The organism is Helicobacter mesocricetorum (assembly GCF_900198605.1).
GTDB classification, from domain to species: domain Bacteria; phylum Campylobacterota; class Campylobacteria; order Campylobacterales; family Helicobacteraceae; genus Helicobacter_D; species Helicobacter_D mesocricetorum.
Window position 1 is genome coordinate 1 of the sequence record NZ_FZPJ01000035.1, and the last position, 15,898, is coordinate 15,898.

General features: G+C 34.0%; 16 protein-coding genes and 1 pseudogene. 13 read left to right on the plus strand and 4 right to left on the minus strand.

All coding sequences use genetic code 11. From position 1 onward, the window contains the following. The 4 genes from cas2 to C6H18_RS07175 form a co-directional block, all read right to left on the minus strand. Window positions 1-152: CRISPR-associated endonuclease Cas2 (gene cas2 / locus C6H18_RS07160; protein WP_104722464.1), on the minus strand; the 152-nt coding region annotated here is incomplete at its 3' end. After that, on the minus strand, window positions 115-1,080 hold the full coding sequence (gene cas1 / locus C6H18_RS07165) for a type II CRISPR-associated endonuclease Cas1 (RefSeq protein WP_158654886.1): 966 nt from the start codon (window positions 1,078-1,080) through the stop codon (window positions 115-117). The genes cas2 and cas1, both read right to left, overlap by 38 nt. Next, window positions 1,080-4,259 (minus strand): type II CRISPR RNA-guided endonuclease Cas9, encoded by a 3,180-nt coding sequence (gene cas9 / locus C6H18_RS07170; RefSeq protein WP_104722425.1) that lies wholly within the window; start codon window positions 4,257-4,259, stop codon window positions 1,080-1,082. Before cas9 ends, cas1 begins: the two co-directional genes overlap by 1 nt. A gap of 154 nt (window positions 4,260-4,413) precedes the next feature. After that, window positions 4,414-5,625, minus strand: coding sequence for an argininosuccinate synthase (locus C6H18_RS07175; RefSeq protein ID WP_104722426.1), 1,212 nt, complete (start codon window positions 5,623-5,625; stop codon window positions 4,414-4,416). A gap of 87 nt (window positions 5,626-5,712) precedes the next feature. On the opposite strand from C6H18_RS07175, the gene C6H18_RS07180 reads away from it, so the two are divergent. The 13 genes and pseudogenes from C6H18_RS07180 to C6H18_RS07240 all read left to right on the plus strand — a co-directional run bounded on the left by C6H18_RS07180 (window position 5,713) and on the right by C6H18_RS07240 (window position 15,873). After that, window positions 5,713-5,970, plus strand: a complete 258-nt coding sequence (locus tag C6H18_RS07180; protein ID WP_104722427.1) for an RNA-binding S4 domain-containing protein — start codon at window positions 5,713-5,715, stop codon at window positions 5,968-5,970. Window positions 5,971-5,979: 9 nt separating this feature from the next. Beyond that, complete coding sequence (locus tag C6H18_RS07185; protein WP_104722428.1) at window positions 5,980-6,537, plus strand: nucleoside phosphorylase-I family protein; 558 nt, start codon at window positions 5,980-5,982, stop codon at window positions 6,535-6,537. After that, the gene (rlmN, locus tag C6H18_RS07190) at window positions 6,530-7,567 is read left to right on the plus strand and encodes a 23S rRNA (adenine(2503)-C(2))-methyltransferase RlmN (protein WP_104722429.1); all 1,038 of its coding nucleotides are present in this window, start codon (window positions 6,530-6,532) and stop codon (window positions 7,565-7,567) included. The genes C6H18_RS07185 and rlmN overlap by 8 nt, the downstream gene beginning before the upstream one ends. Window positions 7,568-8,168: 601 nt before the next feature. Then, window positions 8,169-9,518, plus strand: a complete 1,350-nt coding sequence (locus C6H18_RS07195) for a Cj0814 family flagellar-dependent secreted protein (protein WP_104722430.1) — start codon at window positions 8,169-8,171, stop codon at window positions 9,516-9,518. A gap of 102 nt (window positions 9,519-9,620) precedes the next feature. Then, window positions 9,621-10,025: a hypothetical protein gene (locus C6H18_RS07200; protein ID WP_104722431.1), complete on the plus strand. Its 405-nt coding sequence runs from the start codon at window positions 9,621-9,623 to the stop codon at window positions 10,023-10,025. Between the two features lie 130 nt (window positions 10,026-10,155). Continuing rightward, the gene (locus C6H18_RS07205; RefSeq protein ID WP_104722432.1) at window positions 10,156-10,434 is read left to right on the plus strand and encodes a hypothetical protein; all 279 of its coding nucleotides are present in this window, start codon (window positions 10,156-10,158) and stop codon (window positions 10,432-10,434) included. Window positions 10,435-10,475: 41 nt separating this feature from the next. Further along, window positions 10,476-10,964 (plus strand): hypothetical protein, encoded by a 489-nt coding sequence (locus tag C6H18_RS07210; protein ID WP_104722433.1) that lies wholly within the window; start codon window positions 10,476-10,478, stop codon window positions 10,962-10,964. A gap of 9 nt (window positions 10,965-10,973) precedes the next feature. Next, window positions 10,974-11,216: pseudogene (locus C6H18_RS07215) on the plus strand (hypothetical protein); the annotation flags it as partial. Window positions 11,217-11,323: 107 nt separating this feature from the next. Beyond that, window positions 11,324-12,463 (plus strand): epoxyqueuosine reductase QueH, encoded by a 1,140-nt coding sequence (locus C6H18_RS07220; protein ID WP_104722434.1) that lies wholly within the window; start codon window positions 11,324-11,326, stop codon window positions 12,461-12,463. 49 nt (window positions 12,464-12,512) lie between these two features. Beyond that, complete coding sequence (locus tag C6H18_RS07225; protein ID WP_104722435.1) at window positions 12,513-13,244, plus strand: DsbA family protein; 732 nt, start codon at window positions 12,513-12,515, stop codon at window positions 13,242-13,244. Further along, the gene (locus tag C6H18_RS07230; protein ID WP_233704095.1) at window positions 13,244-14,335 is read left to right on the plus strand and encodes an MlaE family ABC transporter permease; all 1,092 of its coding nucleotides are present in this window, start codon (window positions 13,244-13,246) and stop codon (window positions 14,333-14,335) included. Before C6H18_RS07225 ends, C6H18_RS07230 begins: the two co-directional genes overlap by 1 nt. Then, window positions 14,336-15,067 (plus strand): ABC transporter ATP-binding protein, encoded by a 732-nt coding sequence (locus C6H18_RS07235; RefSeq protein ID WP_104722436.1) that lies wholly within the window; start codon window positions 14,336-14,338, stop codon window positions 15,065-15,067. Window positions 15,068-15,075: 8 nt separating this feature from the next. Continuing rightward, window positions 15,076-15,873, plus strand: coding sequence for an MlaD family protein (locus tag C6H18_RS07240; RefSeq protein ID WP_104722437.1), 798 nt, complete (start codon window positions 15,076-15,078; stop codon window positions 15,871-15,873). The last annotated feature ends 25 nt before the right edge of the window (window positions 15,874-15,898 follow it).

Genomic DNA, 15,898 nt, shown 5'->3' on the forward strand with positions numbered 1-15,898 from the left:
TGAAAAAATATAAATATAAAAACACTATATTGCAACATCATAAAACCATTTTTAATAAGAGATTTACGGAATTTCGTGCAATTCTTCCTATCTTCCTTACTAAAAGTTGGCATATCAAACATCACTAGCACCCTCATAAATTTCTCTTCCATTGGATTTCTCCTCGCAAAAGAGAGGTGTTTTAAGCTTGAGATTCTCTATTTCAAAGCAACGCACCAAACTTTGCACACTCACTATAACCGCACGACTTAGCGGATAAAGTTTATTTTCTATCATCACTGACACATTTAAGATTTCTACCAACTGGACACGATTTTCTAGGCTTAGAAATTCTTGCAATTCTCCATTTTCATACATTCGCATTACAAGAGAATCGACAAAAATCCGATAAGGCTCTATCATATCATCAGCGAGATTAAACGCATTAAATTGATTTTTATGATTGATTCCAAGTGTCGGATTAAGCCCACTTGCACAAAGACTTCTTGTAATAATTCCTCGCACAATCGCATAACCATAATTAAGTGCAGCATTTATCGTTCCAATTCTCTCATCCCTCAAGCAATCAATCTTGCGACTAAAACCACTCCCAAAAAGAGCCTTAAAATAGATAGAGGCTGCTTTTGCTTCATTGTTTGTGCTATCTGCTAGATTGACAGACTTTGCTAGAGATTGTAAATGGCAAAACTCCTCTTTACCAAGCATTTTTAGCATTGAGGCTTGATTGCTAATTTTTGCTTTTATGATTTGTTGCCAAAGAATGGATTTGGTTTGTTTTTTGAGTTTGATTTGATTTTGCAAAATACTTAAACTCTTAAAGTGTCCCAAAAATGGCATAAACACACCGCTAGGTAAATGGGAACTATCGCATGTATAAAGGACAATCTTGCTCGAAGCAAAGGCATCAAGCAGCGCATTTGTGAATGTGATTTGATGAGATTCCGCAATCACACATAAAATATCAGAGAGCGGAATCTTTACTGCTTCTTTGTCTTCTTGAAGAATGCAAAGATGCTTATCTGCAAGCTTGAGTTTCGCGGGTGTGCTCAAGAATAGCGTTCTAAAGGCAGAATCAAACACTATTTCTTCTTATTTTTAGGGCTAGATTTCAAAGAAATGGGTTGACGTGGTGTAAATTCTGCCTTTTGCACCTCGCCAAGTGGCGAGACTTGGTATTTTTCAAAAACTACCAATTCTTCTATAGTTACAAATCCACCTATAATTTTTCTATTTTTTTCTAGCTGTTCTATTTCTTCAGGTGTTTTATCTTTCCATGCATTTTTCTTTCCCCCCTTAACAGGTTCTTTGCTGGTAAATAACTTGCATTCATTTTCGCTTAAATTTACATATAGATTATTGTGTTTTTCAAAATTTATTCCTGCTGTGCTAGATTTAAATTCTGTGTAGTAACATAGCTCAGCTTTTTCCATTTCCTTTTTCTGCACCAAAATCAAATCATCTTTAAAGAGGCTAAAGCAAAATTCATAATTTACATCCATCTCTAGCCAATCCTTGATAACCTCTTTGTCTTTTCCAGTAACAACTGCTTTGTTAGGCAAGATTCCAAGCGCAAAGTCCATTGTGTAAATAGGTACGCCATAGAATTTGCCTTTTTTATCTTTAAAAATATCCACCCGAACCATTGCGCCATTGCTTACAATCTTTGTGCCAATCTGTCGGATTTTACCAAGCTCTATCGCCTTTTGTATCCCCTTTTCACCACCATAACTTTTTAAAAGATTCTTATCATCAAAAGCATAAAATGTCTCCTCGTGCAACGCTCCCCTTGCTCTTTTGCGCGGAGGTTTGGAGACAAAGATAGAATCCACTTTGTCTAGCACCATTTGCCTAAAGTTTTTGCAAGGCTCAAAAAATGCTCTTTTGGTTTTATAATCCGATTCTGCAATCTCTTTGGCATAGAATTTCGCCTTATTCTGTTCTTGAAGCTTTCTAAAATCTGAAAATGCTTTGATAATGCTTGCGTTTGTAAAACCAATATTCACCGCATCAACTGCGTGATGCAGGTGATTATCTCGATTTTTGCTTCCAAGTCCCCAATAATGTCTAAGCATTGCGGTTAAGCCCCCATTCACTACCTCCACATGCTTCTTGCTATCCTTTTTTCCTTCAATCGTTACTTCATCTTCACTTAAGGGTAAAAACTCCAAACAATCCTTTGTCCATTGACTGGCAAGTCTAGCGATATAGCCTGTATCAACAATATTTCTTGCAAGAAATCCCGCCTCTTTATCTTTAAAATTTGTGTTGGAGATTCTGCGATATTTCGATTTAGGAAGCTTGTTACGCCAACTTAAGATTTTTTCCCATTTCTCCTTATCCTCACCAAAAGCCTCAAAAGGTGTTTTATTTAACTTATTTTGATTTTCTTTCGTAAAAACAAGTACTTTATTATTTTGGCTATCATCAAAACTGCGAGAGTAAGGATAGATATGATCAATTTGTAGCATTGTAGAATCTTTTAAATGTTCCGATGTAATTTTTTTCCCACTATAAGCACAGAGCTCGCCCTGCTCTATCCAAAGCTTTATTTTAAGAATATTTGCACCATTAAGGTGTAATCCTAGAATCTCACATTGTTTTTGAGCATTTTGATTTGCCTCAAAACGCTTTCTTTGCTCTCCTTCATAGTCCTTTCTTTCTTTTGAGCTCAATTTCGCCTCACGCGTAAATTCTAAATGAATCTTATGCACTTTACCATATTTTTTAAGCAACGCATTTAATACCTTGCGGTATTCACTTAAAGCCCTTGCGACAACAGGGTTTGCAAGATAAGGCTCATAGTCTTTCAATGGCATTAAAAAATCCTCTTTTTTTGTATGTTTTCTATGCTCTTGCAATCCCGCCTTTTGCACCGCTTCATCATAGCGCAATCCCTTATTCATAAAAGGCAAAATCTTCTCCAAAGCTTTAAAGCTTAAATCAATATGCTTTGCAAAATTAAGCTCACTTAGAGCTTCTTTTTGCTCATCGCTAAGAGAGGGATAGTCTTTTAGTTTTTTTGCTAAGTTTTCTTTGCTTTTAATGAGGGCAATATCTGTGGCTATCAAATCTAGCTCTTTTCTATTAAAAGATTCAAAACTTCCTCCCATTGCCTTTTTAAAAGCTTTAAGATTTTCAAACTTAATAAACTTTACCCCTTTAGCCCCTTCAGCCTTTTGCACCCCTTTTGCATAATCCAGCTTAGAATCTGCAAACCAAATGCGTTCATCAAGATTTAGAATCTCTCGCAGTTTCTTATAGCTCATCTCGCCTTTATCCAGCACAAGATTTAGAATCTCTTGAATTTTATCTTTGCCAAAGATTTTGTCTATCAAATTATTGTTTTTCAAATCATCGTCTTTGTAATTTGGATTAATGCGTTTTGCAAGATTCAAAAGTAAATTGATAATGCTCGTAAGCGCAACAAATTCCATAGCACTTAGCGAATCTTTGGCAGCACGTTTCTCTCCTTTTAAAAAGATACATTCGCCAACTTTATCCTCAAAGCTTTTCAAATCTCTTTGAAAAAAGGCGATTTCGATAATTTTCTTTTCAAACTCTTCGCTAAACTTCGCACCAAAGCCTTTTTGCTTTTCAAAAATAAGCTCCAACTCTTGCTTTACTTGCTCTTGTGAGACGCAATGCTCATAATTCTCGCCTTTATTCCGCACATTTTTAAATTCTTTTGTATGAATGCTACCTTTTTTCTCACTTTGCGTTCTTTCTTTTTGGAAAAATTCTTGATACAAATACTCCCCAACACTACGATAAGATTTATCTTCCATAGCTTTTATATTTGTTTTAATCGCACTTAGCACCTTACCAGAATCTTTATCGCTTCCTGTTTTTGCGTGTTTGTTCCCATACCCCCGATGTTTGGCGATATGCAAAATCACACGCGCTAAGTCTTTGGAATCTAGCTTTTTTTCAAGAGCCAGAGCACGTAACTCATAGGGACTTTTAGTCTCTTTGGTTGTCTCATAAGCCTTAGGTAAAACCCCATCTTGTGCAAGGTAATCACCAAGATTCAAACCAAACTCTTTGCAAATGAGCCTCTTTAATGAACCCAGCCTTGCCTTCCTACGCGCTAGCCTCCGCCTTGCGCTGCGCGCTTCCCTGCGTGGCAATGCAAGAGATTTACCTTTTTTTGGATTCTCTGCCTTCGTAAAAATACGTACCCCACAATTTTTAAGCTCCTCATTTTCCACATACGCCCAACCAATGCTCGCAATGCCGATGTCAAAAGCAAAAATTTTCACCTATAAACCTCCCCTTGTGCCAAAACTCATCCATAATATTAAACATTATGGAGAGCAACTTAAAATTGGTATGCCATTCTTTAATCTTGCCTAGATTATTTCAAATCTAAATATTTACTCCCAATTCCACGATAAAACTCTAAAAAGCTAGATTCTATTTCTTTGCTTTCCCAGCGATAATAAATCTCAAAGCGTTTAGTTTAATAAATCCTGCTGCATCCTTTTGGTTATATACAGAATCCTCTTCAAAAGTGCTATAAGCTGCGTTAAAAAGAGATTTTTCAGAATTTCTCCCAAGAATCGTAACATTTCCCTTATAAAGCTCTAATCGCACTTCTCCCTCGACTTTTTCTTGTGTTTTATTAATCAAAGCCTGCAAGGCTTCTCTCTCTGGACTAAACCAATAACCATTATAAATCAAACTCGCATACTTTGGCATTATTTCATCTTTTAAATGCGCCTCTTCTCTATCAAGGCAAAGGGATTCGATAGCGCGATGGGCTTTAAGATAAATAGTTCCACCCGGTGTTTCATAACAACCCCTAGATTTCATCCCCACATAACGATTTTCTACTAGATCTAACCTGCCTATGCCATTACTTCCACCCAACTCATTGAGTTTAGCCCAAAAATTTGCTGGACTTAAAGTTTCTCCATTAATAGCCACCCCATCCCCATTTTTAAAACTAATCGTAATAATAGTTGGGGTGTCTGGAGCATCCTTTGGCGAAACACTCCAACGCCACATATCCTCATTAGGAGCTACATTAGGGTCTTCTAAAATCTGCCCTTCATAACTAATATGCAATAAATTTGCATCCATCGAATAAGGAGATTGGTTTTTCTTTTTTTCAATGGGTATGTTTGCTTTTTGCGCATAATCTAGTAATTTCTCACGACTATTTAAATCCCATTCCCTCCAAGGAGCGATAATCTTAATATCCGGATTCAAGGCATAAGCGCCGATTTCAAAGCGAACTTGATCATTACCCTTGCCTGTCGCTCCGTGTGAGATAGCATCTGCACCCACTTTTTGTGCAATTTCTACCAATTTCTTTGCTATCAAAGGACGAGCAATGCTCGTACCTAAAAGATATTCACCCTCATAAATAGTATTTGCCCTAAACATCGGAAAAACAAAATCTCTAATAAACTCCTCTTTTAAATCTTCAATAAAAATATTTTCATTCTTGATTCCTAATTTTTGTGCTTTTGCTCTTGCAGGTTCTACTTCTTCGCCTTGACCAATATCAGCAGTAAAGGTTATAACCTCGCATTGATAAGTATCTTGTAGCCATTTGAGTATTACGCTTGTATCAAGTCCTCCGCTATAGGCTAAAACTACTTTTTTAATTGATTGCTTCATTTTCACTCCTTAAAAATTTTTATAATTATATCACGAACGATAAATTAATATTCTTTTGGCTACAATTACGCAAAAACAAGGAATCAAATGCGGATTGATAAATTTCTCAATGCAGTCAATATAACAAAACGACGCGCCATTGCTCAAGATATGATAGAGAATAAGGTTATAAAAATCGCTGGAGTCCCTGTTAAAGCAAGTCGCAATGTGAAAATCGGAGATGTTATTGAAATTACTTATTTGGAAAAATCAAGACTCTTTGAAGTCTTACAAATTCCCTCCCAAAAAACCATCAAAAAAGAAGAATCTCCTCTTTATTACAAAGAACTTCAAAAACCAAATTAAGGAGTAATTGTGTTTTATTGTGCAGGGGACATAGAAACTTTCACGTTTGCAAAGCCTATTGGTGTAGGATTAATACAAAGCAGCATTCAGCTAACTTATTCTATTTACAGAGACAAGCCTAATGAGATTATTTTTATTGGAACTTGTGGTTGCTATGATGATTCAAAAAATATTTTAGAAATTTTTGAATCCAGAAGTGCTAGTAATATCGAATTATCCTTTTTACAGCAACAATCTTATACACCTTTGGATAATTTCATTACCCTAGAAGAAAATGTTTCACATGAAACGCTATCAAAATTAACTCCTCATAAAATCATTAACTCTAGCAATTACATTAGCACAGATACTCAATTAACAAAAAATCTATTAAAACTTGGGATTGCTTATGAAAATATGGAATTTTTTAGCGTCTTACAGGTGGCAAAATATTTTAATTTACCTGCATTTGGGATATTTTGCTCCACTAATCATATCCACAAAGACGCTCATAAAGAATTTCTAGCTAATCACAAAATAGCGATGAGAAAAATAGAATCTTATATCAAAGCAAAGCAAAATGGATAAATCCTATATTTTTGGATACACTTTAGAGGAATTTGCCCAATCCCTTGAAAAGAATTTTCCAAAATTCAGAGCTAAACAGATTTTTCATTGGCTTTATGTGCATTATGAAAACTGCTTTGATAAAATGGTTAATCTACCCAAAGACTTAAGAGAGTTTCTAGCGCAAAGATATACAAGCACTCTCACAACCTTAATCAAAAAAGAAGAAAGTAAAGATGGCAGCATCAAATATCTCTTTAAAACCTATGACAATCATAGCTATGAATCGGTGCTACTAAAGATGAAAGAATATAAATTCACACTATGCCTTTCTTCCCAAATTGGTTGCAAAGTAGGTTGCAGTTTTTGTCTCACAGCCAAAGGAGGATTCGTCCGCAACCTAGAATCAGGAGAAATGGTTTATCAGGTTTTTGCTATCAAAAAAGACCAAAATATTCCACCAAACAAAGCTATTAACATCGTCTATATGGGTATGGGAGAACCTTTAGATAATCTGGAAAATGTTTCAAAATGCGTCCAAATATTATCCGAGTTTGAAGGCTTAAACATCTCTCCTCGTCGCCAAACAATCTCTACTAGTGGAATCGCACCAAAAATCAAAAAATTAGGAGTTCTCAATCTAGGAATCCAACTCGCAATCTCTTTACACGCTGTTGATGATGATTTGCGGACAGAACTTATGCCAATTAATAAAGCCTATAATATCCAATCTATCATTCAAGAAATTTCAAACTTCCCTCTTGATAGCAGAAAGCGAATAATGTTTGAATACCTAATGATTGACAATCTCAACGATGATTTAAAAAGTGCTAAAAAACTTGTAGCCTTACTTAATAAAATCAAAGCCAAAGTCAATCTTATTTATTTCAATCCTCATCAAGGAAGCCCTTATAAAAGACCCAGCAAAGAAAAAGTGGAGGCTTTTAGGGAATATCTTCTCCAAAAGGGACTTTTATGCACTATTAGAGAATCCAAAGGCTTAGATATAAGTGCTGCTTGTGGGCAACTTAGAGAGAAGGAGAGGATATGAGTAGTTTAGATATTATTTTAATTATTTTTCTAACTCTTGTCTTTATCATAGGAATGGGGGCATTTTTGTATTATGCCTATAAAAAATAACTTGCTATGACTATAAAGAAATCACCATATAATAAGCTGATAATACATCTTAGCTAGTTTTGTTAGCTCAACTCTAGCTTTACTCTAGTCTAATCCTAATTTTACTCTCATTTAATCTATGCTTTAAAGCTTAAGTAAAAGTTTTGTCGCCTTGAAGTCTTTTTCTTTAAAACAATTAACACCACTCATTAGAATATCGCTAACCTCAATCTATCTTTAGATGACTTGAGATAGTTTTATACCAAAATTAATATAATTTAAAACTTCTTTAATCCCAATAAAGCTCTCTTGTAGCACCAATGTATTATATTCTAACAGAAATTCTCGACTTATTTAGTGCTAATATGGAATATTCTTTGCTTATAATTTGTAACATTTCAAAGGAGTAATAATAAAGAAATTTTCTTATGCTTTTAGCAATATCTACCCACTTCTTCGCAAGTGATGAGTTAAACATTGATAATTCAGAGCTAAGCACGCCTTAGATTCTAAAAGATACTAGGAGAGACCCTATGCGTGTAGAAAATAGGACAAACCATTTAAATTATTTGACAAACAATGCAGTCCAAAGCGACAATTCTAATGATTCCTTTGCAAAAATGCTAGAGAAAAGCTCAAATCTCTACTTAAAAGGAGATTCAAATCCCACTTTATCCCTTTTTAATCCGATTAAAAACAATGAGGATACTATAAATGAGACACAAGAAGACGCAATTGATAAAGAAAAAATCGACGAACTTAAAAAGCAATTAGAAGCGTTAAAAAGAGAAAATAGAAGAAGAAAAATTCCAGAAGAAACAAGCATAAAAGAAGGAATTAGACAGAATTTTGAGATTACACAGCTTAGTATGCAGATTGATTTATTGCAAGGTAAAGCCTTTGGGAAATACAGCATAGATGAAAATGGCTTTATGGGAGAGGACTTTAACATTGCTGCTGGACTTCCACTAGATTATAAGATTGTTTATAAAGATTTAGGCGAATTTTATTATGATAAAACCAGTCATTGGAATTCCTACTATAAAGAAATCGATATGGCAAAAACAGTCAAGAATGCGTTTGCATTTTTTCAAGATTTCGTTGGTGATTTAAGTCAAAGCAATGCGATGCTTAGCCCTGATGAAGTGAGGGCGTTACCTCATAGACATATCTATACTTGGGACTCTAGTGCAGAAAATAGAAACCTCATTATGCAATTAAATCTACAAGAAAGCAGAAAATTGATGGAATCGTGGGATAAAATTGGAAAAACCGGTGTTTCTGTGCCATTCTCTATTCATAATAGCTTAATAGATATTGATAAGATACTCCAAGAGAGACAAGATCCTAGATTCTACATAGAAGAACGTTACTTTGAGGGAGATAAAATCTCAATGAGTGGGTTATTAATAATGTCTTTATTTGGGGATGAGATCGTTGGAGAACGTTCGGAATTTTTCTATGAAACGGAAAAATACGAAAAGATTCTTGACGCTCAAATGCAAAAAACAAAGGAGTTTCCTAATACCTATGTGATTAATTATGATATAGACCAAAGATTTTGGGATTTATTAAATGGTAAAATTTCTGTGCAATCCCATTTACAAAAATTAATAGATTTAGGCTATACCCATAATGGAACGATTAACTGGAGCGAAGACAAAGATAAATTTTCTAATGATTTATCTGCATTTCTAAAAGTCTTTCAAGAAATTTTAGATTCTCATTCTCTTAACGCACAAAAACTTCAAGAGTTAAACAAAGGAGGGTTTTACCAAAATACACAAATCAAACAAGATTCCAAAGATTCTAAACCCTATGAGGCTAAGACTAAACAAGAAAAAATGCAGACTTTTTTAAATAATTTATTAAAGGTGGGCTAGGTGGAATTCCTTTCTTTAGATTTAATTTTTAACAAAAAAACAACAATAAAGACTTTCAAACAATGAGGCTATATTAATCATTTAAGGATAAAGGAGGAAAAAATGAAAGTTTCAAATTCTAATTTCAATTCTAATGCTATATATAAGATTCCTAATACAGAATCTAAGACTCCCAAACAAAATATTAATACCCAAGAAGTTTTAGATTCTTCATACCCCATAGATACTAAGAATCTTGCTATAAAGCATTCCATATTCGACATCCAATATACACCCAATAATTTAACTACCACAGAAAATAAAAAAACAGATCTTGTAGCAGAGCTATTAAAAGATGAATTATTCATAAGAAATGCCAAGACAAATCAAAAACAAGAGAAACTCACACAAAATCAATTTTATGGCTATAACATAGATGAAAAAGATTATATGGGAGAGGATTTTAACATTGCTGCTGGACTTCCAAGCGGATTTAAGCTACACAAAAGCACCTTAGGAAATCATTAAAAACGGGCAAGAAAATTATGGGGAATGGCATAATATATTCAATGAAGCACCCATATCTAATGAAGAAGTATTCAAACACATAGATATAGCCAACACCATTAACCAATACTATAATGTCTTTACACAAATTATGCCAGAAATCAAAGAATCTTATTCTGCAGAGGAGATTGAAAAACTACCCAGAGGATTTAGTGATAGAAGATATATGGCAAATGAATCTATGTTAGAAGATACTGAAATGATGAAAGCATTCAGCATTATGGAAAGTTTAGAGGACTTTAAAGTTACTAATATTTATAATCAAGAAACTTTTAAGGAAGCTAAAGTTTTAAGCTCTCAATTACAAAGCATTGGTCTTACTCTAAGAATATATGAACTTAATTTCTCTGTAAAAGAGATGAAAATTTAAACTTTTATCCACAAAAAGATACAAATTTCTCTCAAGAATCCTTGTTTGTAAGCTTTTTAAACTCACAAGATGCTAGGGTTTTAGGTGGAGGGAAAACACAATTTAGGGAGAATGTAAAAAACCACAGAGAACAGCAAAGGGTTGAATATATTAGAGAAAATAATGGAAAAATATCCCCAGAAGAAATCAACCTAAGAAAACAAGCCTTACAAAGCCCAGAGAAGCTAAAAGAACTCATCAAGTTTAAATTACAAGATTCTATGGAACTTTTAGGAAAATCTAAGATTTTTGCACCTAATGAGATTGCTACAAATTTTGGAGGTGTTACGATGGATATTTATGCCTTTACACAGCTTAGACATTATCGCTCTAGCTTAGATTCTCATACCCAACAAATTGATTTTACGATGCAATTTACCAAAGCAGTGCATAATAATTGGACTATTAGCCAACAAGATATTCATAACTATACTCAAGATTTACACAAAAGAACAACAAGTTTCTTGCATCAAACAAGCTATAGTGCATAACAAAAGGTAATGAGCTGTAGCTCTGATAAAAGGAGGCATACAATAAAAACTTTCAATAAAATTTGCCTCATAGTTTGCTTATTTGCAAATTTTACAAATGCTGAATTTATCGTGCAATCTTATCAAGAAATTAAAAACCAAAGGGTAGTAAGACAAACTTATGAAGAATCTTGTGGAGCATCCTCTCTTGCTACTTTAATAAATCTTATTGATAATCAAAAGTTCAATGAATTAGAAATTTTAAAGCTAATGCCTCCCTAAAAATCTCTTTTATTAAAGTTTTTCACTTAAGCTTTGAGCTGATAAAAAGTTCCCTTTTAGAGTTTAAGGTTTATAATATCAGCAAAAAAGGTTGATAAATGTCAAAAATTCCTTATGATTTTAGCCAACAAAATACAACTTTGGTCCATATTTGTTGTAGTGTAGATAGCCATCACTTCCTTACCCAACTCAAAGCAAAATACCCCCAAAAAGCATTTTGTGGATATTTTTATAATCCCAATATCCACCCCTATGAAGAATACCTTATGCGACTAAAAGATGTGCAAAGAAGCTGTGATATGCTAGAAATCCCACTCATTGAAGGAGAATATGATTTGCAAGAATGGCTAAATGGTGCTAAAGGATTAGAAGATGAGCCAGAAAAAGGAGAGCGATGCAGTTACTGCTTTGATTATCGCCTAGAAAAAAGTGCAAAAATCGCCCAGCAAACCCATTGCACAGAATTTACTACAACCTTGCTTGCAAGTCCTATGAAATCTCAAAATGAACTATTTTCACAAGGACAATCCATAGCACAAAAATATCACTTAGATTTCCTCCCAATTGATGTTAGGGGCAATGGAGGCACACAAATACAAAACCAACTCGCCAAAGAAGCCAATCTTTACCGCCAAAATTATTGTGGTTGTATCTTTGCCCTCCAAAAACAAAGAGAATCTGCGAATAAAATTCCCCTAGAACTACTCTCTAGCCTAAATACTCCAAAGCTTTCAAGCAACCTCCCTGCATTGCGTTTAAAAATATTCCAAACTCGAGAGGAGCTAGAAAATTCCAATAAATCCTACCAAAGCATTAAAAGAAAAGTATTGCATTACCAACTTATTCAAGGTTTATTAACTAGAGATTCTAAAGTTATTCCTAGTTTTATTTGTAATTACTCCATACTCCCTAAAAAGACAAAAGCAAAAATAGAGTTTTGGAATAATGGGATTGGCTATGCCAATAAAGAAGGAATCTTGTTTTTAGAATTTGAACCTTTAAAAGACTATCTTACTAAAGAAAGTTTTAACCAACTTCTAAAAGAAGGATTAGATACTTACAAACAAAGCGATTTACGACACAGACTCTATCCCTATGGATTCTTTACCTCCCCTATTATCGTCTTGCAAGAGGCTTTTCTAGGAAATTTTACGCTAGAAATACAATCACATCTCCAAGAAGAATTCTTAGAAGATTTTATCCCCTCTAATGCTAAAAATCCTCTTGTCTTTAAATAATGTTTGAAGAAAAACATATTACAATCTCTCATTTTAAAAAGGATCCAAATTGAAAAAGACCATTAGCCTATTAACCCTCATTCTTACACTGGCAAATGCTAATTTTGAAAGTAATTTCAAGAAAAGCATTAAAGATTTAACCAATATTGATGTGCAAGTGCAATTCAAAAAAGAGCTAACAAGCTTCCCCTCATCGTTTTTTGTAATTGGCAAAACCAAAGGGGGGGATATTTTCCCTGTAATTGTCAATAAAGACGGAAACTACTTCATTGGTTTAAGCAATGTCTTAAACCTAAACCAAGTAGATTCTATAATGATTAAAGAAGAAATCGACAAAGCGACCTTAGTCAAAGAAGAGCAAGATACTTTAGCCTTAAATAAACTCTTTAAAGACTTTAAGGTAAAGGATTTTGTCTATCTTGCAGGGAATGGTGAAAACCTACCAACAAAGTTTGTCGTAACAGACCCTGATTGCCCCTATTGCAGAGAACATTTAAAAAATATAGAAAAAGACTTAGAAGAATCTAATCTGAAGCTAATTTTTGCTCCCGTACATGACAAAAAAGCCTTTATTAAATCCCAACTTGCGTTGCAAGAAATTGCAAAACTTCCTAATGCCAACACCCAAACAAAAATCAGCATCCTAAGAAAGTATTATCAAGATTTTGAACTAAGCAACCAGCAATTAAAAACGGATTATTCACAAATTACAGCCAATACTAAAAAAATCTTTGATAGTGGAATAATCCGCGGAGTCCCCTTTATCTTTGAAGAAAGATAATGTATATTCCAACTTCTTTAGAAGTCTTGATAGAAGAGAGTATATCCATAACATTAGGGGGAGATTGGAATTATAAAATCCCCAAATCCATCCTCTCTAAACTTGATAAAATCCCTACAAATAAACCCATCATCATTCTTTTAAAAGAAGACTTTAACTTAGATTTTTGCGGAGGAGAGATTCTTAATATTTGGCTACAAAAACACCAAAAAATCACTCAAAACCAACTTTTAGAGAATCCAAAAAGCAAAAAAATCCTTACAATCCTCCAAGACAATCAACCCCAAAACAATGCTTTATCTAAAAATCCTCCTAAAATAAATGGGATGAAGAATGTGCCAAATCTATTGCCTAATCTAATCTTTGTTTTAGGGTTTATGGGAGAGATTCTTTATACGTTAGGTTTAATAAACTTTAAAAACATCCGATTAAAGGCGACTTTATACCATATACAAGAATCATTAATCAAAGCCATTGGCATTGTAAGTTTGGCTTGTTTTTTAATCGGGATTGTTATAGCCTATCAAGGTTCTATCCAATTAGAACAATTTGGTGCTAGTATTTTAATCGTAGAGATGAGTTCTATACTAACTTTGCGCGAAATGGCGCCTATTATTACAGCAATTATCATTGCTGGACGCAGTGCCTCTGCCTTTAGCGCAGAAATTGGTATGATGCGTGCTACTCAAGAAATTGATGCGATGAAAACTATGGGCTTCAATCCTATGGTTTTTTTGGTTTTACCTCGCATTCTAGCACTTTGCATAGCTCTTCCTTTGGTGGTTTTTATCGCTGATATATTTGGGCTTTTAGGAGCCATATTGATTAGCCAATTACAACTTGGTATCGATTATGGGCAGTTTATCGAAAGATTCTTAGAAATGGTGAATATCAAACATTTTTGGGTTGGGATTTTAAAAGCACCTTTTTTTGGTTTTATCATATCATTTATCGGTTGTTATCACGGATTTATTGTAGATAAAGACACAAGAAGCATTGGAATCCATACGACAAAAAGCGTAGTAGCAGCTATTTTTTGCGTCATTGCCTTTGATGCCATCTGTGCAATGATTTTAACAGAGGTCTTCTAAATGAAAACGATAATAGAAGTAAAAAATCTCACGACAAAGTTTGGAGAGAGGGTTATCCACGACAATATTAGCTTTGAAATTTTCAAAAAAGATATTTTTGCACTTCTAGGGGGAAGTGGCAGCGGAAAAAGCACTCTTTTAAACACAATGATTGGCTTAAATCAGCCTACTAGCGGTATGGTTAAAATTTTAGGCAAGAATATCCTAGCATTAAACCCTCAAGAATCACTAAATATGCGGCTAAATTTTGGAGTATTGTTCCAATTTGGGGCACTCTTTAGCTCGCTAAATATCCTAGATAATCTCACATTAGCCCTAAGAGAATATACAACATTCCCCTCAAAAGTCATAAAAGACATAAGCTTAATGTGGCTTAATAAAGTAGGTTTAAATCAAGAGGTTGCAAACCTCTATCCCAATGAATTAAGTGGAGGAATGATAAAAAGGGTAGCACTTGCTAGAGCCTTAAGTCTAAGCCCTAAAATCTTGTTTTTAGACGAACCAACAAGTGGATTAGACCCAAAAGGTGCTAGAGAATTTGATAATCTCATCAAGGAGCTAAGAGATTTATTAGAGTTAAATGTTGTAATGATAACCCACGATATGGATAGCGTGAAAGGAATAGTCGATAGAATGATTATCTTAAAAGATAAAAAAATATTTTTTGAAGGCTCTTTAAAAGAATTAAGCCAACAAACAGATTCAATAGATTTGTTTTTATACCAAATTTAGGAGGAATAATGGAATCACGATTAAACTATATTTTGGTAGGTATATTTTTCTTCCTCTCACTCATAGCACTGATAGGTTTTGTTTTTTGGTTTGGTAAATACGACAAAAATCTTGACAAATACAACCCCTATTATTTATATGTTAAAGAACTTCCAAAGGGCATAAGGATAGAAACTCCCGTTAGATACTTAGGGATACCCGTAGGATTTGTAAAATCCTATAAAATAATCGACAAAAGTGTAGAAATTATTTTATGGATTAAAAAAGACATCACAATCCACAAGGACTCTAAAGTCGTCGTAGAAACGCAAGGACTAACAGGTGGAAACTTCTTTTCGCTCTCTCAAGGAGAGGGGATGCCCTTTAAAAATCACGAAAAAGCAATTTTGAGTCTAGAATCTAATTGGATAGAAAAAATTGGGGATAAAACCCAAATTGCTATGGAACAATTAGGCATTAGTCTTGATAAATTTAACAGCCTCTTAAATGATGAAAATATCCATAACTTTAATACAATTCTTAAGAATCTTGCTCTTGCTTCAAATAGCTTTAATGTAACATTAAATGCCATAGAATACGAACTAAAAGGATTCAGCACAACGAGAGAAAAATTCGAGCAAACTCTCCTTAGAGGGGATTATAACCTTAGAGCCTTATTTACTCCCTTGCTAGTTAGCATCGAGCAAAACTCTAAAACACTCCAGCAATTACTTTTAGAGAGCAAGGAAACTTTGCAGTCTTTAGAAAAATCCCCGAATGATTTTTTATTAGGTGTTAGAAAAGAGAAATTAGGACCTAGAGAATAGAAAATCTACTTATCTCTAATTTGAG